The 21,100-nt window shown below is 61.6% G+C and carries 18 protein-coding genes; 4 read left to right on the plus strand and 14 right to left on the minus strand.

Annotation, left to right across the window (positions count from 1 at the left end; all coding sequences use genetic code 11):
* Positions 1-74: 74 nt before the first annotated feature.
* Positions 75-1,520: an outer membrane protein assembly factor BamB family protein gene (locus tag PKE98_RS13025; protein WP_271195721.1), complete on the minus strand. Its 1,446-nt coding sequence runs from the start codon at positions 1,518-1,520 to the stop codon at positions 75-77.
* 302 nt (positions 1,521-1,822) lie between these two features.
* Between PKE98_RS13025 and hrpA the strand changes: the two genes are divergently transcribed.
* Entirely contained in the window at positions 1,823-5,875 is a 4,053-nt protein-coding gene (gene hrpA / locus PKE98_RS13030) for an ATP-dependent RNA helicase HrpA (RefSeq protein WP_271195722.1), read from the plus strand.
* Between the two features lie 132 nt (positions 5,876-6,007).
* Here hrpA and PKE98_RS13035 read toward each other — a convergent pair whose 3' ends face one another.
* Entirely contained in the window at positions 6,008-7,006 is a 999-nt protein-coding gene (locus PKE98_RS13035) for a TRAP transporter substrate-binding protein (RefSeq protein WP_271195723.1), read from the minus strand.
* 400 nt (positions 7,007-7,406) lie between these two features.
* On the opposite strand from PKE98_RS13035, the gene PKE98_RS13040 reads away from it, so the two are divergent.
* Positions 7,407-7,844 (plus strand): HIT family protein, encoded by a 438-nt coding sequence (locus PKE98_RS13040; protein ID WP_271195724.1) that lies wholly within the window; start codon positions 7,407-7,409, stop codon positions 7,842-7,844.
* Positions 7,845-7,925: 81 nt separating this feature from the next.
* Here PKE98_RS13040 and PKE98_RS13045 read toward each other — a convergent pair whose 3' ends face one another.
* From PKE98_RS13045 to PKE98_RS13060, 4 genes are all read right to left on the minus strand, one after another.
* Entirely contained in the window at positions 7,926-8,756 is an 831-nt protein-coding gene (locus tag PKE98_RS13045; protein ID WP_271195725.1) for an enoyl-CoA hydratase/isomerase family protein, read from the minus strand.
* Positions 8,757-8,945: 189 nt separating this feature from the next.
* Positions 8,946-10,172, minus strand: a complete 1,227-nt coding sequence (locus PKE98_RS13050; RefSeq protein WP_271195726.1) for a c-type cytochrome — start codon at positions 10,170-10,172, stop codon at positions 8,946-8,948.
* The gene (locus PKE98_RS13055) at positions 10,169-11,932 is read right to left on the minus strand and encodes a GMC family oxidoreductase (protein ID WP_271195727.1); all 1,764 of its coding nucleotides are present in this window, start codon (positions 11,930-11,932) and stop codon (positions 10,169-10,171) included. The genes PKE98_RS13050 and PKE98_RS13055 overlap by 4 nt, the downstream gene beginning before the upstream one ends.
* Positions 11,933-11,939: 7 nt before the next feature.
* The gene (locus PKE98_RS13060) at positions 11,940-12,686 is read right to left on the minus strand and encodes a gluconate 2-dehydrogenase subunit 3 family protein (protein WP_271195728.1); all 747 of its coding nucleotides are present in this window, start codon (positions 12,684-12,686) and stop codon (positions 11,940-11,942) included.
* A 506-nt stretch (positions 12,687-13,192) separates the two neighbouring features.
* Here PKE98_RS13060 and PKE98_RS13065 point away from each other — a divergent pair.
* Positions 13,193-14,314 carry a beta-ketoacyl-ACP synthase III gene (locus tag PKE98_RS13065; RefSeq protein WP_271195729.1) on the plus strand — a complete coding sequence of 374 codons (1,122 nt, stop codon included), beginning with the start codon at positions 13,193-13,195 and terminating at the stop codon, positions 14,312-14,314.
* Between the two features lie 64 nt (positions 14,315-14,378).
* Here PKE98_RS13065 and PKE98_RS13070 read toward each other — a convergent pair whose 3' ends face one another.
* The 6 genes from PKE98_RS13070 to PKE98_RS13095 all read right to left on the minus strand — a co-directional run bounded on the left by PKE98_RS13070 (position 14,379) and on the right by PKE98_RS13095 (position 17,868).
* Positions 14,379-14,750, minus strand: a complete 372-nt coding sequence (locus tag PKE98_RS13070) for a glutathione S-transferase N-terminal domain-containing protein (protein ID WP_271195730.1) — start codon at positions 14,748-14,750, stop codon at positions 14,379-14,381.
* Positions 14,751-14,845: 95 nt separating this feature from the next.
* Positions 14,846-15,322: a bacteriohemerythrin gene (locus tag PKE98_RS13075; protein ID WP_271195731.1), complete on the minus strand. Its 477-nt coding sequence runs from the start codon at positions 15,320-15,322 to the stop codon at positions 14,846-14,848.
* A gap of 229 nt (positions 15,323-15,551) precedes the next feature.
* Positions 15,552-16,097 (minus strand): GTP cyclohydrolase I FolE, encoded by a 546-nt coding sequence (gene folE / locus PKE98_RS13080; protein WP_271195732.1) that lies wholly within the window; start codon positions 16,095-16,097, stop codon positions 15,552-15,554.
* Between the two features lie 131 nt (positions 16,098-16,228).
* Complete coding sequence (locus tag PKE98_RS13085; RefSeq protein ID WP_271195733.1) at positions 16,229-16,786, minus strand: Smr/MutS family protein; 558 nt, start codon at positions 16,784-16,786, stop codon at positions 16,229-16,231.
* Positions 16,787-16,845: 59 nt separating this feature from the next.
* Complete coding sequence (locus tag PKE98_RS13090; protein WP_271195734.1) at positions 16,846-17,166, minus strand: hypothetical protein; 321 nt, start codon at positions 17,164-17,166, stop codon at positions 16,846-16,848.
* Between the two features lie 108 nt (positions 17,167-17,274).
* Entirely contained in the window at positions 17,275-17,868 is a 594-nt protein-coding gene (locus PKE98_RS13095) for a cysteine hydrolase family protein (RefSeq protein WP_271195735.1), read from the minus strand.
* Between the two features lie 182 nt (positions 17,869-18,050).
* Between PKE98_RS13095 and prmB the strand changes: the two genes are divergently transcribed.
* On the plus strand, positions 18,051-18,965 hold the full coding sequence (gene prmB / locus PKE98_RS13100) for a 50S ribosomal protein L3 N(5)-glutamine methyltransferase (RefSeq protein WP_271195736.1): 915 nt from the start codon (positions 18,051-18,053) through the stop codon (positions 18,963-18,965).
* Between the two features lie 203 nt (positions 18,966-19,168).
* Here prmB and PKE98_RS13105 read toward each other — a convergent pair whose 3' ends face one another.
* Both PKE98_RS13105 and PKE98_RS13110 read right to left on the minus strand, forming a co-directional pair.
* The gene (locus PKE98_RS13105) at positions 19,169-19,978 is read right to left on the minus strand and encodes a hypothetical protein (RefSeq protein WP_271195737.1); all 810 of its coding nucleotides are present in this window, start codon (positions 19,976-19,978) and stop codon (positions 19,169-19,171) included.
* A gap of 91 nt (positions 19,979-20,069) precedes the next feature.
* Positions 20,070-21,029 (minus strand): alpha/beta hydrolase, encoded by a 960-nt coding sequence (locus PKE98_RS13110; RefSeq protein WP_373877852.1) that lies wholly within the window; start codon positions 21,027-21,029, stop codon positions 20,070-20,072.
* Between the last annotated feature and the right edge of the window lie 71 nt (positions 21,030-21,100).

Genomic DNA, 21,100 nt, shown 5'->3' on the forward strand with positions numbered 1-21,100 from the left:
CAGGAGCCGGGGTTGCTGGGTTCGCTAGCAAGCTAGCTCCTACACAAGCGCATCGTGACGTTAGGCTCGGTGCATTACGGCAACACCAGCAACGCACTGTCGCCCACCAGCATCACGCCTGGCTCTGTGCGGTATTCGCTGAAGGTCAGGCCCGGTACATGCAGGGTGTCGCTTACTTTGCCGGTGTTGCTGTCGAGGATCAGCACCGCCGTGTGCTCGCCATTGAACGCCACCAGCGTGGCGCCGTTGACGTGCATATCGCTCATGGCAAAGTCGTCGGGCAGGGTGTAGGTCCACAGTGTTTTGCCGCTTTGTGGATCGACGGCTTGCAACCTGGCGCCGCCGTCGAGGTTTTTGTAAAGCCGCCCGGTGTTGGCATCGACGCTGGGGTTGTCTTCCTCGCCAAAGTGGTAGCTGTGGGTGATTGTTCCGGTCAGCACGTCGAGTCGTTGCAGGGTGGTGGCCAGGCGGTCCAGATAAAGAATCTGCTTGCCCACGTTCAGTTCGCCGCTCTCGCCCAGCGCTTGCTGCCAGCGCTGCTTGCCGCTTTCGGCGTTATAGGCGTGCAGCACGTATTCGTCGTCGAGCAATAACAAGGTGTTATCCAGCACGCGCAGTGAGCCGGTGTCATAGCTGGTTAGCGGCGTGCGCCAGCGCTCGGCCAGGCTCTCGCCGTCGAGGGCGACCAGGTAGGCACCGTTGTCGTCGATGTACACCAGAACATCGCTCGCTACTTGCAGGTCTGCAGCCACGGTTTCCTGGTCGTGCTGGGCAGCTATCTTGCCGGTGGTGCGGTCGTGGGCGCGGATGCTCTGCTGCTCGGAGGTCAGGGTGTAAATGCGCTCGGGCCCGATCGCCACGTTCACCACGCTGTTTTCCCCGGCGTAGCGCCACAGGGCGTTGCCCGTTTCCAGGTCTACCGCATGCAAAAAGCCCCGTCCGCTGCTGAAGAAGCCGGTCTGGCCATCGCTGGTGCGCAGGTACAGCGCGTTGCTCTGGCGGGTGTAGGCCCAATTCAGCCAGGTGGCGTTTTTGTTCTGCGGCGTATGTAAGGTGGGCAGCGGCAGGCGGGTAAGCAGGGTGACGCTGCTGCCCGTGTTGGGTTCGGGGTTATCCGCCAGTTCTTGATCGCAGGCGCTGTAGGCTTCGACATCGAAGGGACGTTCGCCGCTGCGCTGCTCGATGACGGCATCGAACTGTTCTTCGCTGTAGGGCGGCAGGTTTTTGCTCGCCAGGCGTCGGTTGATCAGGCGGGTGCGCTCGACATTGCCGGTGGTGTGACCGCCGTCGAAAAAACTGCGGTCGATGCAGTCGATCTGGGCGTTGTACCACCCCAGTTGTTCCTCGCTCAGCGCAGCGTAAGCGGCGCGGCGATCAGGCTCAGCGGGCTTGCCAGGGCACGCTTGGCGCTGCGCCGATACCACCCCGTTTTCTGCTGCGCAGAGAAATACGTCGGCGTGGCTATTGATACTGAAACCGAGCAGCACGGCGGTGCCGGCGAGCAAGTGAGGCAAACGCATCCCTGTGTTCCCTGGTTTAAACCCATCCTCTGGGCGATGGTCGATTCTACGGGCAACCGTCCCTTGCAGGCGAGTTGCCTTAAGCAGCTGTAGCCCGGATGTGTTTGCACTCGTACTGCCCGGTTTTGCTTAGGGGCCTGCGATTGATGTGACAGTGCCCGTGTATGGCGCCGGGCCCCCTTGAGCACGGCTCTTGGCCGAGCGCCTGACGGTGAAGCGCGCAGCGTGGTATCGCCGAAGCCTTGTGTGGCGAAAATCTGCGACAATCCGCGCCCGCCTTTCTGATTGTGCTAAGCCCGCTGATGACCGACGCCACGCCTTCCTTCGACGCCCTGCTGAAAAACCTCGACCAGGCCCTGGTCGCTGACCGCCATCGCCTGCGCCGCCAGTTGCATGAGCTGAAAAAGCCGGGTCATGCCGACGAGGCCAAGCTGGCGCAGTGGCTGGAGCGCTTTGCGCAGAGCTGCGCCAAGGTCGAGGCGCGGCGCCTTAGCGTGCCGGTGATGCGCTACGACGACAGCCTGCCAATTGCTGCCAAACGCGATGAAATCAAGGCGGCGCTGGCCAAGCATCAGGTGCTGATCATCGCCGGTGAAACCGGCTCGGGCAAAACCACCCAGTTGCCAAAAATCTGCCTGGAAATTGGCCGCGGCTTGCATGGCCTGATCGGCCACACCCAGCCACGGCGCTTGGCGGCGCGCAGCGTGGCAACGCGCGTAGCGGAAGAAATCGGCACGCCGTTGGGCGAGCTGGTGGGTTATCAGGTGCGCTTTGAAGACCAGAGCAAAGACAGCTCACTGATCAAACTGATGACCGACGGCATTCTGCTGGCCGAAACACAGCACGACCGCTACCTGGAAAAGTACGACACGCTGATCGTCGACGAAGCCCACGAGCGCAGCCTGAATATCGACTTTCTGCTCGGCTACCTGAAAACCCTGCTGCCGCGCCGGCCCGACCTGAAGGTGATCATTACCTCGGCCACCATTGACCTTGAACGGTTTTCCAAACACTTCGATAACGCGCCGATTGTGGAAGTCTCCGGGCGCACCTTCCCGGTGGAAACCTGGTACCGGCCGTTGGTTTCGGAAGTGGACGAGGAGGGCGAAAGCCTGGTGGATGACCTGAGTGTCGACCAGGGCATTCTCGCCGCGCTGGATGAAATCGAAGCGTTCGAGCGCAGCGAAGGCAAACGGCCCGGCGATGTGCTGGTGTTTTTGCCAGGCGAGCGCGAGATTCGCGACTGCGCCGAGCTGCTGCGCAAAGCCAACCTGCGCTTTACCGAAGTGCTGCCGTTGTATGCACGCCTGACGCCCAGCGAGCAGCAGAAGATTTTCGCGCCCATGGCCGGGCGCAAGATCGTGTTGGCCACCAACGTGGCGGAAACCTCGCTGACGGTGCCGGGCATTCGGTATGTGATCGACAGCGGCACCGCGCGCATCAGCCGCTACAGCTACCGCGCCAAGGTGCAGCGTTTGCCTATCGAGGCGGTGTCCCAGGCCAGCGCCAACCAGCGTAAAGGTCGTTGCGGGCGAGTGGAGCCGGGCATCTGCGTGCGTCTGTACAGCGAGGAAGATTTCCTGGCCCGGCCAGCCTTTACCGACCCGGAAATTCTGCGCACCAACCTCGCCGCTGTGATTCTGCAGATGCTGCATTTGCGCCTCGGCGAGATCGATGCCTTTCCCTTTATCGAGCCACCGGATGGCAAAGCCATCAGCGACGGCTTCAACCTGCTGCAAGAACTCTCGGCGGTTAACCGCGAAAGCCAGCTGACGCCGATTGGCCGGCAACTGGCGCGCCTGCCCATCGACCCACGGCTGGGGCGTATGGTGTTGGAGGCGGCCAAGCTTGGCAGCCTGGACGAGATTCTGATTGTCGCCAGTGCGCTCTCGGTGCAAGACCCGCGCGAGCGGCCCATGGACCGCCAGCAAGCAGCCGACCAGGCCCATGCGCAATGGAAAGATGTGGATTCGGACTTTGCCGCGCTGATCAACCTGTGGCGCGGTTTTGAAGAAAAACGCCAGGAGCTGGGCTCCAACCCGCTGCGCAACTGGTGCCGGAAAAACTTCCTCAATTACCTGCGCCTGCGCGAATGGCGCGATGCCCACCGCCAGTTGGTGCTGATAACCCGCGAACTCAAACTCGCGCCAGACGCCGCTCGTAGAAGCCAGCTTGCTGGCGAAAGCGATTCCAAGGCGGGCGGCGATAAAACCGTTCGCGAGCAAGCTCGCTCCAACGAAAAGCCAAACGCGCAAACGGCAAAAAGCGTCGAATCCCTCGAGGCCGCCCAACGCGCCAAAGACTACGCCGCCGTACACAAAGCCATCCTCTGCGGCCTGCTAAGCCAGATCGGCCAGAAGACCGAAGATGGCGACTACCTGGGTGCCCGTCAGCGGCGTTTCTGGATTCACCCCTCCAGCGTCATCGGCCGCAAGAAACCGCAGTGGGTGATGGCCGCCGAGCTGATGGAGACCACCAAGCTGTTTGCCCGCCAGGTGGCCAAGATCGAGCCAGACTGGATTGAGCCGCTGGCCGGTCACCTGATCAAGAAAAACCACTTCGAGCCGCACTGGGAAAAACGCCGTGGGCAGGTGGTGGCGTTTGAGCAGATCACCCTCTACGGCATGATCGTGGTCGGCCGCCGCCCCGTGCATTTTGGCCCCATCGAGCCTGTGGTCGCGCGCGAGTTGTTTATTCGCGAAGGCCTGGTACGCGGCGAAATCCAGTCGCGGGCCAAGTGCCTGGCCGCCAACCAGGAGCTGCTGGAGCTGTTCGACGAACTGGAAGCCAAGGCCCGGCGCCGCGACATTCTTGCCGACGAAGAAACCCTGTTTGCCTTTTACGACGCCCGCCTGCCGGCCGATATCTACCAGACCGCCACCTTCGACAGCTGGTACAAAACCGAGAGTGCGAAAAACCCGCAGCTGCTGATCATGCGCGAGGAAGACATCCTTGCCCGTGACGCCACGGAAGTGACCAAAGCGCAGTACCCCGACCAGCTGCAATTGGGTGACCTGCGCCTGCCGCTGACGTATCACTTCGAGCCCAACCACCCGCGCGACGGCGTGACCCTGCGGGTGCCGGCGCCGTTGCTGCCGCAGATTCCCGCTGAGCGTCTGCAATGGCTGGTGCCGGGGTTGCTGGAGGCCAAATGCATCGCACTGGTTCGCGAGCTGCCCAAGGCGCTGCGCAAGAACTTTGTGCCTGTGCCGGACTTTGTCAAAGCCGCCCTGGCGCGTATCTCTTTCGGCCAGGGTTCGCTGGTGCAGGCGCTCGGTAGCGAGCTGCAACGCATGACCGGCGTACGGGTGTCCGAAGAAGCCTGGGTGCAAGCCGAGCAGCAGGTGGAAAACCACCTGAAAATGAACCTGGAAGTGGTCGACGCCGAAGGCAAGTTGCTCGGCGAAGGGCGCGACCTGGCCGAGCAGACCGCGCGCTTTGCCGAAGCCAGCCAGGCGGCGCTGGCCATGGTGAAAACCGACAAGCAACAAAAACCGGTGGAGGCCAAGGTGTTTGCCCCGGTGGCGCAAACCACCCAGCAAAATATCGCCGGGCTGTCGATGACCGTGTACCCGGCGTTGGTGGAAGAGGGCGGCACCGTCAAGGAAGGTCGCTTTGCCACCGCTGCCGAAGCCGAGTTCCAGCACCGTCGTGCCCTGCAGCGTTTGCTGCTGCAACAGCTCAACGAGCCGGCCAAGTTTCTGCGTGGCAAGTTGCCCGGCCTGACCGAGCTTGGTCTGCTGCACCGTGACCTCGGCCGCGTGGAAGCGCTGGTGGAAGACATTTTGCTGGCCAGCCTCGACAGCTGCATTCTTGAAGGCGAAGCGCCGTTGCCCCGCGATGGTGTTGGCCTGCTGGCGCTGGCCGAGAAAAAACGCGGTGCCTGGACCGAACACGCCGAGCGCCTGGCGCGCCTGACCCTGGAAATTCTCAAACTCTGGCACGCGCTGCAAAAGCGTTTCAAAGGCAAGATCGATCTGGCCCAGGCCGTGGCGCTTAACGACATCAAGGCGCAGTTGAGCAACCTGGTGTACCCCGGCTTTGTGCGCGAAACCCCGGCCGAGTGGCTCAAAGAACTGCCGCGTTACCTCAAAGCCATCGAACAGCGGTTCGACAAGCTGGGCGCGCAGTTGCAGAAAGATCGGGTGTGGAGCGGCGAACTGGCCGGCCTGTGGGCGCAGTACCAGGCCCGCGCCGACAAACACGTCCAGGAAGGCAAACGCGACCCGCAGCTAGTGCTGTATCGCTGGATGCTGGAGGAATACCGGGTGTCGCTGTTTGCACAGCAGTTGGGAACGAAGATGGCGGTGTCGGACAAGCGCTTAAACAAGCAGTGGAGTGCGGTGGAGGCCTAAGGCCTGCCCCTCACCCTAACCCTCTCCCGAGGGGAGAGGGGATTGATTGGTGGTGTTGCGACAAACGCCGATTAACTCCCCTCTACCGCGTGCGGGAGAGGGGCTGGGGGTGAGGGCGAAGTTTTGTGCGATCTACTTGCGATTCACCGCCCGCGCCGCATGCAACACATCGGCGCCAATCTCGCCTTCGAACTGCTTCCACACTGGCAGCATTGCGTCGCGCCAGGCGGCCTGTTCAGCGGGTGTCAGGGTAATGATCTTGGCTTTGCCGCCCGCCACCAGCAGATCATAGTCGCGCTGGTTGTTGGCCTCGGCGGTCTGATTAACCGACAGGGTCACTTCATCCAGAATCGATTCCAACTCGGTGCGAATCTGGAATGGAATGCTGGTCCAGAACTTACTGTTGGTCACCACCATATAGCTCAGTACACCATGGTTGGTGATGGTCACGTAGGGCTGCACCTTCTCGAATTTCTGCGACACAAAGTTCGACCAGGGGTTTTCCGTGCCCTGCACGGTGCCGCTTTCCAACGCTTTGTAGGTCTCGGCAAAGGGCATTTTCACCGCCGTGGCACCCAGCGCCGCGAACTGCGCATCCAGCACGCTGGAGGCTTGAATGCGGAAAGCCAGGCCTTTGGCATCGGCCGGGGTGCGCAATGGCTTGTTGGCCGACAACTGCTTCATGCCATTGGTCCAGAAGCCCAGGCCGTAGATATTGCTGCTGTTCATCGAACGCAGCAGTTCGCGGCTTTTTTCACGCTTGAGAAAACGGTCGACGGCCGCCTGATCGCTGAACAGGAACGGCAGGTCGAACACCTGCAAGCGCTTGGTGTACTGGTCGAACTTGGACAGCGATGGCGCCAGCATCTGCACGCGGCCATCGGCCAGGGCGGCCAGTTCTTCGCCGTCACCAAACAGCGCGGAGTTGGCATACACCTCAACCTTTACCTTGCCGGCCAGGCGTTCTTCCACCAGCTTTTTGAACAGCAGGGCGCCCTGGCCCTTGGGCGTGCTTTCAGCCGATACGTGGGAAAACTTGATGACGATAGGGCCGGCATCCTCGGCCGTCGCCATCGAAGGGCTAACGGTCAACAGCAAGGCCGCGAGCGCCAGAGACAAATACTTGAACATGGATTTTTCCTTTAATTCTGCCAAGCCAAATAACCCGCGCGAGGCTTGTGGCCTGAACGGGGCGTGCGTATGTCGAGTTGGGGTCAGCGAGGGGCGACAGAGGTCGTCGCTTGCGTAAAACAAGCGCGGGTCGCGGTGCTGTTTATTATTGGTAGGGCCGCCATGACTGGTGGGCCAGGGTAGGACCGCCAGGTTTGCGAAGGGCCGGGATTCTTCAGCAAAGCGTGACGTTGCGCAACCGACGGTATGCCGAGGCGCTCGCAAATCTGCAAATTAACCACCGTCATCCTTGCGAAGGCGAAGATCCAGAATCTCTCGGCATGCTCGGACTGCTGCCTTCGCGGAAATGACGCTAAATCGGATATCGTTAGCGCCGCATCCCTTCCTATGGAGAACCTTGATGAGCCTGCACGGCGACTACGACAGCCAGAACATCTTTGCCCAGATCATTCGCGGCGACGCCCCTTGCTACAAACTCTACGAGGACGACGATGTGTTGGCCTTCCTCGACGTGTTCCCGCAGTCGCTCGGCCACACCCTGGTCATTCCAAAACGTTCGGCAGCGCGCAATATTCTGGAAGTGGACACCGAGGCGCTGGCCAAGGTGATGGCCGTGGTGCAGAAACTCACTCGCGTGATCGTTGAAGAGTTGGAACCGGCTGGTGTGCAGATCGCCCAGTTCAACGGCGCGCCGGCCGGGCAGACGGTGTTCCATATCCATCTGCACATCGTGCCGCGCTATGCCGGCCAAGGGCTGGGCGTGCACGCCACGCAAAAGGCCGACCCGGCCGAGCTTGAGCAATTGCAGGCACGCTTGCTCAAGCGTCTTGAAGGGTGAGGAAAACGCATCGAGGCTGAAGCCTCTCCTACACGGATCAAGATTTTGTAGGAGAGGCTTCAGCCTCGATAAATGTCCGCCTTACAACGCGTCTGGATAGCGCGCCAGATTCGCTCCCAACGCCCGCTCCATCTCGCCATCCGTTTGCCCGCCGTTGTCCATCAGCCACTGCACCCGTTCCAGGGTGGCGGGGGCGTTCATGTCGCCGACAAAGCGCTGCGATTCATCGACCAGTGCTGCGCCCGGCGCCGCTGTCACCTGATCGACCACCGCCTTGATATGGGCAATGCCCGCCGCCGGGAAGCTGGCAATGCGTCGGGCCAATGCCTCGCAATGGGCGCTCAGTTTTGCATCTGGCAATGCGCGGTTGATCCAGCCATAGCGCTCGGCCGTTTCGGCGTCGAAGTCGCTACCACCCAGGCAGATTTCCAGCGCGCGGCCGCGGCCGACCATCTGCGCCAACCGCACCGTGCCGCCCGCGCCGGGCAGCAAGCCCACCGCCACTTCCGGCTGGCCAAGCACGGCGTGTTCGCGCGAGGCAAAGCGCATATCCAATGCCAGCAAAAACTCACTACCGGCCCCACGGGCGCAGCCGCGCAGTTCGCCGATGGTCACTTGCGGCAGTTTGCTCAAGCGGGTGAACAGCGCGCTCAACAGGCTGGCCTGGCCTTCGGGCAAGGGCGGCGCCGGCTGGTGCAGTTGGCTGCCGAGGTCGAAGTGGGCGATGAAGAATGCCGGGTTGGCGCTGCGAAACAGCACCACGCGGGTGGCGGTGTCGGCTTCCAGGCTTTTGGCCAGTTTAAGCAGGTCGACGATGACGTCGCGGTCCATCAGGTTGATGGGCGGGTGATCGAATTCGATGGTGGCCACGCCGTTTTGGTCGTGGCGAGTGAGGGTGCTGTAGTCGCTCATGCGGGTTCTCCTGAGGGGTGACAGGAGGGTGGCGCGGGGTGGGGCAGGGGCTCAACTACTATCCAGCGGGGTGATGGTGGACGTAGGGCGAATATCCGCTTGCGGATATCCGCCACGGTTTGCGTGGCGTGCACGCAGCCGGCGGATATCGCCCGTGGCGATATTCGCCCTACGGTTCACGAGCAGACTTTACGGGTGCAAATCTCCGCGCAAATCGCTCACTTCTCCCACCGAAACCGCCGGTGCCGCATTGCCCCACGTATTGCGCACATAGGTGAGCACGTCGGCAATGTTGTCGTCGCTGAGGTTCCAGGCGAACGACGGCATGGCTGGTCCCGTCGGCGCTGCTTCGGTACCACCGGCACGGCTACCGGCCAGCACTACGCGAATCAGCGAGGTCGGGTCGGTGCTGTTTACCAACGGTGCCGCTGCCAGTTTCGGGAACAGGTTTTTCACCCCCTCGCCGTTGGGCACATGGCAGGCGGAGCAGCGGTCGGCGTAAATCGCCTTGCCCGCAACCATGGCGGGTGTATCGGCTGCCACAGGTTGCGGTGCGGCGGCTGCCGGTTGGCCGTCCTTGAGGTAAACGGCCACCGCCATCAGGTCTTCATCGGTCCAGTGCTGGGTGGAGTTTTCCACCGCTTCGGCCATGGGGCCGGAGGCGATGTCGAAGCGGTTGGCGCCGGTTTTCAGGTACTCGACGATTTCCTCATTGCTCCACTGGCCAATGCCGCTGTGGGCGTTGGCGGTGATGTCGGGCGCTATCCAGCCTTGCAGGTTGGAGCCGGCCAGGAACTGGTCGTTCTTGTCGCCACCAATCAGGTTTTTCGGCGTGTGGCAGGTGCCGCAGTGGCCAAGACCTTCCACCAGGTAAGCGCCGCGGTTCCATTGCGGCGTTTTTTCCGCGTTGGGGGTGAACTCGCCGGGGGTGAAGTTCAGCATGTTCCAGCCGATCAGGCTGGTGCGCACGTTGAAGGGGAAGGGCAACTGGTTGGTTTCCACCGGGTTGTTAACCGGCTCGATGGTTTGCAGGTAGGCCCAAAGCGCCAGGTTGTCCTCTTTGCGCACCTTGGTATAGGCGGTGAAGGGCATGGCGCCGTACAGGCGTTTGCCGCCTTTGCTATGACCCTCGGACATCACTTTCTGGAAGTCGTCGAAGGTCCAGTGGCCAAGGCCGGTGTCCGGATCGGGGGTGATATTGGCGCCGACCAGTTTGCCGAACGGCGTTTCAATCGCCACGCCACCGGAAAAAGGCGCTTTGCCTGGCACCGTATGGCAGGCGGTGCAGTCGCCAACCACCGCCAGGTAACGGCCTTTTTCCACCAGGTTGTAGGAGTCGGCGCCGGTTCCGGCGTGGGCGGCTTGTACGGTCAGGCCGAGCAGTGCCATGGCGCTAAGGGAGAGAAGAGTCTTCATACGCTGATCATCTCCCCTGGGCGTTGCAGATAAAGTCGTTTGATTGCATCCGCCGCCTTGAAGGCCAGGGCGCCCACGGTGCCGGTGGGGTTGTAGCCAGGGTTTTGCGGAAAGGCCGAGGAGCCGACCACAAACAGATTGGGCACGCCCCACACTTGCAGGTGCTTGTTCACCGAGCTGTTTTTCGGGTCGGCACCCATGATGAAACCCCCGACGATGTGCGAGGACTGGTACGAGGTATTAGCCCACGGGCCTTTTCTCGGCGCCGGCACCATTTCTCTGGGGTTCATGGTTTTGGCGATTTCCACCACTTTGTTGGTGACGTACTGCGCCATTTTCAGGTCGTTCTCGGGGAAGTCGAAGGTGATGCGCAGCAGCGGACGGCCGTGCGGATCCTTGTAGTTGGGGTCCAGCGACAGGTAGTTATTGCGCGTGGAATAACTGCTGGCTTCGCAGCCGATGGACATGGTGGAGAGGTAGTTGTCCACCGTGGCCTTTTTCCACTTCGCACCCCAGGCCGGTGTGCCGGGCGGGGTCGGGCGCGAGTCGATGGGCGCTGCGCCAATCGGGGTCACCCGGGTGCTGCCGCCGCCGACAAAGCCCAAACCGGAGTGGTCGAAGTTGTCGTTGTTGAACTCGTCGATGCCCATGCCGATGGCGCCGCCGCCGATATAGGGGTTGAAGTTCTTGTCGTTGAAAAACATCTTCACGCTGTTGGCGGTCTGGTAGGCGTAGTTGCGCCCGGTGGTGCCGGTATTGGTGATCGGGTTGTACGGCTCGCCTACACCCGAAAGCAGCATCAGCCGCACGTTTTCAAAGATAAAGGCGGCGACCACCACGATCTCTGCCGGCTGCTCCCATTCCTGGCCGCTGGAGTCGACATAGATGATGCCGGTGGCCCGGGTGCCGGTGCTGTCCATGGTCACTTTCAGCACTTCGGAGTTGGTCTTGGCGGTGAAGTTGGGCTTGCGAATCAGCGCCGGCAGCACGTTGACGATGGCGCTGGCTTTGGAATAGTTGCCGCAGCCGTAGTTGGTGCAGAAACCGCAGAAGGTGCATGGGCCCATGGTGACGCCGAGCTGGTTGGTATAAGCCCGCGAGGCCAGCGCCGAAGGCACCGGGAAGGGCTTGTAGCCGAGGTTTTTGGCGGCTTCGGCGAACAGCGTTGGCGCGTAGGTTTGTGCCGTCGGCGGGTTCGGGTATTCCTTGGAACGTGCGCCTTCGAAGGGGTTGCCGCCTTCGACGATCGTGCCGTTGAGGTTACCGGCTTTGCCGGAAACGCCGGCCAGACGCTCAAAGGCGTCGTAGTGCGGCTCCATTTCTTCCCAGGTGGTGCCCCAGTCTTGCAGGGTCAGTTCCGCGGGCAGTTCTTTGCCGTAACGCTCGGTCAGGTAGCTGTGCAGGCGGAACTCGGTGGGCTGGAAGCGAAAGGTGATGCCGGCCCAGTGGTTGCCGGCGCCGCCGGTGCCGTTGCCGGGGTGGAACGAGCCCCACACGCGCATGGGCAGTGCGGTTTCCGACTCTTTGTTGCGCATGGTGCAGGTGTTCTGTTTGGTGCGCAGCATCAGTTCCTGACGGCGGTTGTAGCGCAGCTCGTCGGTGGCCGAGGCCAGGTTGAAATCGGTGGCGGTGTCGCGCCACGGGCCGCGTTCGAAGCCGATCACGTTAAGGCCGGTGTCGGCCAGTTCGTTGGCGATGATCGAGCCCGCCCAGCCGAGCCCCACGACCACTACGTCGGTGGAAGGTAATTTTTTAGCCATGGTGTGTTTAACCCTTCTTGTTCCAGGCGGAGCTGCCGATGATGGAAATCGGCGTGAGGTTCAGCTTCTGGTTATGCAGCCCGATGTAGTCGCGGTAGTCGTAGCGGGCGCCGGGGAACCCGATCATCTTCCAGGACACCATGTCGCGGTTGCCGCCGTAGATGGGGTCGGCGAAGAAGCCTTCCATGGTGTTGTCCAGCACTTGCTGGAAGAAGGCTTTGGCCTCGATGCCCTCCAGGGTGATGGCGCCTTTTTCCAGGTCTGTGAGCACCTTGTCGCGCTGCTCGGGCGCCAGGGCGCTGAAGTTTTTCTGGAACGTGGCCTGGCAGTATTTGCTCAAGCCAGCGAGGCCGATGCGGTAGCGCTCGCGCGGCACCAGCGGCGACTGGTCGGCCTGCGCCGGGGTGCCGGGGGTGAAGGGGCCTTCCATGTACAGGCGGCCGAAATCGCCGTAGTCGCCCACCAACTGGCGGTCGATAAAGACTGCGCAACCGGCGTCTTTGCCGCTGACGCTCAATTCATCGGCGGGAATCAGTTGTTCGACAATGGCTTCCACTTCTGCGGCTTCTTCGGCAGTGAAGAACTGCCAGCCGGGGCTGTCGTAGTGCATCGGGCCGTTATGGTCGAAGGGCAGCCACTTGGGCGTACCGATCACGGTGGCGGCCTGGGCGCTGGCGGCGGCGCCGGCAGCCAGGGTGGTGGCGGAGGTCTTTAACAGCTGTCGCCGGGTGAGGCCTTTGGATTGCTCGGTCATGCAGGGCTCCTGACGCCGGGTATGGCGCGCTGTTGTACAGCGCGGCGTTGGCGTATCAGTTCACGGTTGTGAGCGGGTCCGGCCAACGGCCAGACGGGCTGAGCGGGTTGCGAGAGGTGGCGGTTCACGCCCCTGGAGCGGATTAACGGCAAGGCGTTATCCGCGTTCGTCTAGTCCACGCGCCTTTTTAGAGTAGGGGGTGTGTCAAAATGTTGCAGGTCTTACATAGGTAAATATCTGTTACGGATTACGTAATAATCCGCAGGCTAGAGCGGTTGCCGGTTGGTAGGAGCGAGCGTGCTCGCCAAGTGATTTTCTCGCTTAAACCGTTTTCAGCGTTCGCGAGCGAGCTCGCTGCTACGAACGGAGCGGCTTGCCGCTTTTTACCGGTACGCACGTGCCTTCTTCAGGCTGACGAACGTCAGCGTGTATCGCTGGGGGTTTGTAGTCATTTTCGGGCACAATAGCCGCCATTCCGATCAATTAAGCTTGCAAGAGGATCGACCGTGTATAACGTCGTCATCAGCGGTACCGGCCTGTATACCCCGGAAAACAGCATTTCGAACGATGAGCTGGTGGAGTCCTTCAATACCTATGTGCGGCAGTTCAACGCCGACAATGCCGCTGCCATCGAACAAGGTGAAATCGAAGCGCTGAGCGAGTCCAGCAGCGCCTTTATCGAAAAAGCCTCCGGTATCAAAAGCCGCTTTGTGATGAACAAAGAAGGCATTCTCGACCCACAGCGCATGACCCCGCGCCTGCCAGAGCGCTCCAACGAAGAGTGGGGCATTCTTTGCCAAATGGGCGTTGCCGCTGCCGAACAGGCCCTGCAACGCGCTGGCAAGACCGCCGCCGATGTGGATGGCGTGATCGTCGCCTGCTCCAACCTGGAACGCGCCTACCCGGCCGTGGCCATCGAGGTTCAAGCGGCTCTGGGCATCACCGGTTTTGCTTATGACATGAACGTGGCTTGCTCTTCGGCCACCTTCGGCATTCAGGCTGCCACCCAGAACATCCAGCTCGGCCAGGCCCGCGCGATTCTGGTGGTAAGCCCGGAAATCTGCACTGGCCATCTGAACTTCCGTGACCGCGACAGCCACTTTATTTTCGGTGACGCTGCCACTGCCGTACTCGTCGAGCGGGCGGACCTGGCCACCTCCAAGTACCAGTTCGATATTGTCGGCACCAAGCTGCTGACTTCGTTCTCCAACAACATCCGCAACAACTTCGGCTTCCTCAACCGTGCCGCCGAAGAAGGCGTGGGCAAGCGCGACAAGCTCTTCGTGCAGGAAGGCCGCAAGGTATTTCGTGACGTGTGCCCGATGGTGGCAGAGCTAGTGGGCGAGCACCTGGCGGCCAACGACATTCAGGTATCGGATGTGAAGCGCTTCTGGCTGCACCAGGCCAACCTCAGCATGAACCTGCTGATCACCAAAAAGCTGTTGGGCCGCGACGCGCTGCCTGAAGAGGCGCCGGTGATTCTCGACACCTACGCCAACACCAGCTCGGCCGGTTCTGTTATCGCTTTCCACAAAAACCAGGACGACCTGCCAAGCGGCTCGCTGGGCGTGCTGAGTTCGTTCGGTGCGGGTTACTCGATTGGCAGCGTGATTCTGCGCAAGCACTAAATCGAGGCATAAAAAAAATCGCGGCTTGAGCCGCGATTTTTTTTGTCTGTGCAAAACGCGCCAATCAGACGCTGGCGAACCGGTCTTGCAGGTACTGCATGATCGCCTTGGATTCATACATCCAGGTGGTGCCGCCGTTTTCATCGATGCGCAGGCACGGCACTTTGATCGCGCCGCCCTGGGTCAGCAAGGCCTGGCGGTGCTGGTCGTTGTTCTTGGCGTCGCGCAGGGCGATCGGCAGGTTCAGGCGGTGCAGGGTGCGGCGGGTACGTACGCAGAACGGGCAGGCGTGGAATTGATACAACGCCATGCCGGCCGTGGCCTGTGCTACCTCAGCCTGTGCCTCGGGCGTGCGCTTTTGCTTGCGCGGGCGGGTAATGAAGTCGATGAACACGATGAGCTGGCCCAGGCCAACCCGCAACGCTTTGATAAGCACGGCAACACCCTCTACGGCGGAAAAAACGAGGGCGGCAGCTTACCTGAATGCGCGCGCCCTGGCCGCAGCCTGGGCGCATTTGCCGCAACCGCTGGTCAGGCGTGGGCATCCCCGAAAAAGCGTTTGAACGAGCGCGAAAACCAGCCGCCGCTGTGTTTGTTTTCCACCAGTTGGGCAATGTTTGTTTTCACCGTTTGCGCGTAGGCCTTGTCGTCGTTGCGGATATGGTTGAACAGCCAGCGCGACAGCAGGTTGATCAACTCTTGCGTCACGTCTTCGCCAGCCTGAAAGCGCAAGTTGAACTCGCTGACCCGCGCGGTAAAAATTTCATGCACCCGTTTGTGCGGGCGGGTAAAGGCATAGCCGGCTTCTTCGAGCAGCGCTTCTTCGAAGGCGAAGTGCGACAGGGTGTAATCCACCAGCTCGCCAAGCACTTCACCGACTTCTTCGCGGCTGTGGTTGTTTTCGTTGGCGTGGATCAGCAGGTTGATCATGGCGACGATGCGTTTGTGCTGGTCGTCGATGATCTGGATGCCGGTGTTGAGGTCTTCCTGCCAGACTAGATAGGCCATGGTGGTGCTTCCTTAGCGTGCGGCTCGAAGGCGAACGAGCGATGGCCAAGGCTAGAGAGCCGCTCTGGAATGGGGGCTGACCTGGGTCAAGCTTGTAGGAATTTTCCTAGTTGTGGCCGGCTTGAGATCGCTTGGTGCGCGGAGCACACCCTACGAAGCGCGCGTATGGCGGTGGCGCGACAGGTACAAAAAAACCGGCGCAGGGCCGGTCTTTTCACGTCCGCAGAACTCAGTTGATCAGGCTGAGAAACTCGCTACGGGTGGCCGCGTTTTCGCGGAATTCGCCGAGCATCACCGAGGTCACCATCGACGAGTTCTGCTTTTCGACACCGCGCATCATCATGCACATGTGCTGCGCTTCGATCACCACGGCCACGCCCAGGGCGCCGGTCACCTGCTGTACGGCTTCGGCGATCTGGCGGCTGAGGTTTTCCTGAATCTGCAGGCGGCGGGCAAACATGTCGACGATACGGGCGACCTTCGACAGGCCCAGCACCTTGCCGCTCGGGATGTAAGCCACGTGGGCCTTGCCAATGAACGGCAGCAGGTGGTGTTCGCACAGCGAGTACAACTCGATGTTCTTGACCAGCACCATTTCGCTGCTGTCGGAGCTGAACAGGGCACCGTTGGTGACTTCTTCCAGGGTCTGTTCATAACCGCGGCAAAGGTACTGCATGGCTTTGGCGGCACGTTTGGGCGTGTCGAGCAGGCCTTCGCGGGAAACGTCCTCACCCAGTTGGCTGAGGATCGCGCTGTAGTTCTGTTCCAGGGACATGGATCTACCTGTAAGGCTTTGGTGGGCAGTAAGCAGAGACGCAGGGTAGGGCGCTGCGCTTTGGCTTGCAAGCGCATAGCACGCCACAAGCACTCAGATATGCCGCCATTTTCCCAAGGTGAAGTGAGTAGTTACTCGTCGCGGCCATCCATCATGGTGCGTTTGAGCAGCACATAAATGGCGCCGGTGCCGCCGTGTTTGGCCAGGCACGAGGTGAAACCCAGCACGCCCTGATGCTGGCGCAGCCAGGTGTTGACGTGGCTTTTGATCATCGGGCGCTTGCCGTCCATGCGCACGGCTTTGCCATGGGTAACGCGCACGCAGCGGATCTCCAGCTTGTTGGCTTCGGCGAGGAATTCCCAGAGGGTGTCGCGGGCTTTTTCCACGTTCATGCCGTGCAGGTCCAGGCTGCCTTCGAAACTCACCTGGCCGAGCTTGAGTTTGCGCATCTGGCCTTCTTGCACACCGTCGCGCGACCAGTAGAGCGGGTCTTCGGCGCCGACGTCGATCACAAACTGGTCGGAGAGGCCGTCCACCCGCGTTACGCCTTCAGAAATGGTCGCAGCCTGGCGCAAGGCCTGCACGCGGGCGCGGTCGGCTTTGGGTTTGCCGGTTTCGGCGCGGTCGTGTTGCAGGGGTTTGATGCCGCGAGTTTCGGCTTGGAATAGGGAAAAATCGTCGTCTTGCATGGGAGGTCTCCGCGAATGGGCCTAGTTTACCCATTCAGCGGTAGCCGTTCACGGGCGGATTAGTCGTGCTTCTTCATCAGGTGCGGCGCCATGGCCAGATCGCTGGGGCGACGCAGGCGGCGACGGCAGCGGCGCCAGGCCACCACACCGAGCCACAACAGGAACAGGCCGAACACCAGAATGACGGTGGCGCTGGCCGGCGTGTCGTTGAGACCGCCCAGGGCTGGCGGGCGGCCGAGCAGGGTGGCCGTACCGGCCATCGCCAGCAATATGCCCAGCATGGCAAAAAGTGCCGAAAGCGCGGCGGCGAAGCGCCAGCGCCAGCTCCCAGGACCGCGTGGGCGCAGGCGTCGGGCGTCGAAACCATCAGACAATTTCATTCCGCTTTCCTTTCAGGGTGTCGGCGGTATGACCGGAGCGAGGAGGTGAGGTTCACTCCTGCCCGCAAATGCGCCGGGCAGTTCGTCTATTGGCCTGCGCTATGGAGCCTAGATCAGTGCCTTGGCATGGCCGACCAATGCGGCAAAGTTGTCCGCCAGAATGGCCATTTCGGTGCGGTGCACTTCGGCCGCGCTGATCACACCATCGCCGTAAGGCAGGTCGCGGGTGGCGCAGGCGCTGTCCACCAGGGTGCAGCGATAACCATAGTCCTTGCAGGCGCGCACGGTGGTGCTGATGCTGGAGTGGGTCATGAAGCCGCAGATGATCAAATCCAGACGGCCGATGGCTTCCAGACGGGCATGCAGGTCGGTGCCGGAGAAGGCGTTCGGCAGGCGTTTTTCGACCACGGTTTCACCCGGTAGCGGAGCGAGTTCAGGCATAAAACGGCCGCGCGGTCCCTGCGGGTCGAGAAAACCACCCGGCACGCCCAGGTGCTTGACGTGCACGATGGGCGAGCCGTTGGCGCGGGCTGTTTCCAGCAGGGCGGAAATTTCGCCGATGGCGGCATCAAGGCCGGGGAGCGGCATGGCGCCACTGCGGTATTCCTCTTGCGCATCGATGATCAGCAGGCAGGCATTACTCAGACTGGCCGGCGCATAACTGCGGCCGGTGAGCTGGAGTAAGGTTTGCGGTTGGGACATGTCTAGGCTCCTGACGATGCGAATGGCCGCCATTGTCACCCCACAGACGATGGCTGTGAATCTTTTTGCTTGTACGCGTGTGCTACCCCACGGTTTGCGCTGGCTGCAGCCGGGCGCAATAAACCCGCCGGGCCCAATGCGCCTTCGGCTAAACTGCCGGCCTCGACTTTGGAGATGCCGCTGTGACCGTTTCGACTTCCCGTTTGCGTACCCTGCGTGACCACATTCGCTGGGCTGTCAGCCGCTTTCATGCCGAAGAATTGTTCTTCGGCCATGGCACCGACAACGCCTGGGACGAAGCGCGGCAGCTGGTGCTGGGCGCCGTGCACCTGCCGTGGGAAATCGCCGATGCCTACCTCGATTGCCGCCTTGAAGACGACGAGCGCGACTACCTGCACACCCTGCTCAAACAACGCATCGAAGACCGCGTTCCCACGGCCTATCTGCTGGGCGAAGCCTGGTTCTGCGGCCTGCCTTTTATTGTTGATGAGCGGGTGCTCATTCCCCGCTCACCGATAGCCGAACTGATTCAACAGCGGTTCAGCCCGTGGTTGCCCGAGAACCCACTGCGCATCCTCGACCTGTGCACGGGGTCGGGCTGCATCGGTATCGCCTGTGCCTACGAGTTCGACCAGGCCGAAGTGGTGCTGGCCGATCTGTCATTCGAAGCGCTGGAAGTCGCCAACCAGAATATCGAGCGCCATAGCCTGGAAGAGCGCGTGTTTACCGTGCAGGGCGATGGGTTTGCCGGCTTGCCGGGGCAGCGTTTCGATTTGATCGTGTCCAACCCGCCCTATGTCGATGCCGAAGATTTCGCCGATATGCCGGCCGAGTACCACCATGAGCCCGAGCTGGGGCTGGCCTGCGGCGACGACGGTCTGGATCTGGTGCGGCGCATGCTGGCCGAAGCGGCCGACCATCTGACCGAGCAGGGCGTGTTGGTGGTGGAAGTGGGCAATAGCCAAGTGCATGTGGAAGCGCTGTACCCGGAAGTGGACTTTACCTGGCTGGACTTTGTGAACGGCGGGCACGGCGTGTTTTTGCTGACGGCGCAGCAGTGCCGGGTGCATCAGGGGTTGTTTGCTTCGCGGTTGTAAAACCATTCCCTCTCCCCCGGCCCCTCTCCCGCAAGCGGGAGAGGGGAGCAGAGCATTTGGGTTTGTTCTGCGGGTGAGGGGCTGTTAGCGGCGACCGAGTTGCCCCCAGGCCCTCACCCCCGGCCCCTCTCCCGCACGCGGGAGAGGGGAGCAGAGCCTTTGAGTTTGTTCTAAGGGAGAGGGGAGCAGAGCATTTGAGTTTGTTACCTCGACGCCATCCAGATAAACAACCCCGCCTGAAACACGCAAAACGCCACCAGGCACGCAATGGTAAATCGTTGCGTGCCGTCTTCGCGGCGCAAGCTATCAATGCGCTGTTGCTGCTTGAGAATTTTTGCGTCTTGCTCGCGCAGGTTGTGGTCGGCGTGTTCGAGCATCGCGGCGGCGTCCATCAGCTCGATGCTTTGCACCTTTTCCTTGTTCCAGTCGCCTTTGAGGTTGCTGACCCTGGCGGCTGAATAGGTGACTTTGGCCTGCTGCGCATCGGCGTAGTCGAGGTCAAAACCCTGAGCCTTGAGAAAGTGGTCGCGGCGCAAACGCGCGTCTTCACTTAATACATCCTTGATGCCCAACGCGCCGCCTTCCACGGTGTAGTGCGCGCACCGTTGCTGCGCCCAGGCGATGCCTTGCGCGAGCAGAAACCGGCCGAGGCCACGGTTGATCGGTTCAATGTGCAGGCCCCTGTCAGGCCCAAAGCGCACTTCCTTGCGGCGGTGGTCGATCCACACTTCGAGCAGGTTGTCGCCCTTGCGGGTCATGATGCCGGGCAGGCTGATGCTCAGGCGCAGAAAGCTCTGGTCGGGGCTGTGCCGGGCCAGGCGACCCATTTGTACAAAGCGCAGGGGGCGCGGGCCGGTGTAGCGGTCAGCCGGCAACGGCGCCAGGCGCAGCAGGCGAAACTGCTCGTCGGGCAAGGCGTTCCACGGGTGGGGCAGCGCATCGCTGACCTCGGCGACGGCGGTGGCCTCCTCGGGCGGCGGGGCTTCTTGTTCTTCTGTGGGTGTGTCTGCCATGGGCGTGGTCCGCAAACTGGTTCTGTACGAGCGTACTGCTCCTGCTTGCTATCGGCTGTCCCACGCTGCGCTTGAGGCTGGCGCAGTGCTATTACTTCAAGCCGGATACAAAGGCCACCATTCGCTCGGTCAGCTCACCGGCCAGCGGCAGGTTGGGGTTGTTATACGAGGCCAATTGCTGCTTGGGGTCGTCGGCGACAATGCGCAGCACATGGTTCATGCCGGCAATCACCACCAGCTGGGCATCCGGCTTTGCGGCCTTCAGCGCCTCGGCGTCCTTCACCTCCACTTGCATGTCGTGGCTGCCCTGCAGAATCAGGGCAGGCATCTTCAGCTGCGCGAACGCGCCGACCGGGTCCTGACGAAACAAGGACATCAGGTAAGGCTGCACGCTAGGTCGAAACAGCACCTGCAAGTCGCCGGGCACCGCGTCCACGGTTTTGCCAGCTTTGAGTTGATCGATCATCCACAGGCTTTGCGGCAGCAAGGGGGCGGGCAAGTGATCGCGCAGTTGTTCTTTGAGCACCTGGTCGATAGGTCGCCCTGTGCCGCCAATCGATACCACGGCATCGGCGCCCGCGGTAGGCGCGGCGAGTGTGGCAATCAAAGCGCCTTCGCTGTGGCCAGCCAGGGTCAGGGTGGAAAAACGCCCATCGTCCCGCAGCTTCCGGCTCCAGGCCTCGGCATCGGCTACGTATTTTTCTACGCTCAAGTCGCGCTCATCCGGTGTCGCGGGGCGGCTGGCGGCGATGCCACGTTTGTCGTACCGCACGCTGGCAATGCCATTCTTGGCCAGGGTTTGCGCCAGCAGTTTCAGGCTGTCGTTATTGCCGCCCTCAGGGTTGTTGCCGTTGCGGTCGGTGGGCCCGGAGCCGGCAATCAGCAGCACCACCGGCACTTTTTTATCGGTCTTTGGTACCAGCAAAGTGCCGTGCAGTGCGCCCGTGGCGGTTGTGAGGGTCATGGGCCGTTGCAGCACCGTGAACGATTGCGCCTGGCCCAGGGCCGGCAGAAAAAACAACAGCAGCAGAACGAACGCGCGGGGCATCAAGGTGGCTACTTATAAGGAGGTTGCCGTTTGGACGCAGCAGATGGAATAAGGTTCTAGGATGAACTGGCAAG

The organism is Pseudomonas turukhanskensis (assembly GCF_027922365.1).
Lineage (GTDB): Bacteria > Pseudomonadota > Gammaproteobacteria > Pseudomonadales > Pseudomonadaceae > Aquipseudomonas > Aquipseudomonas turukhanskensis.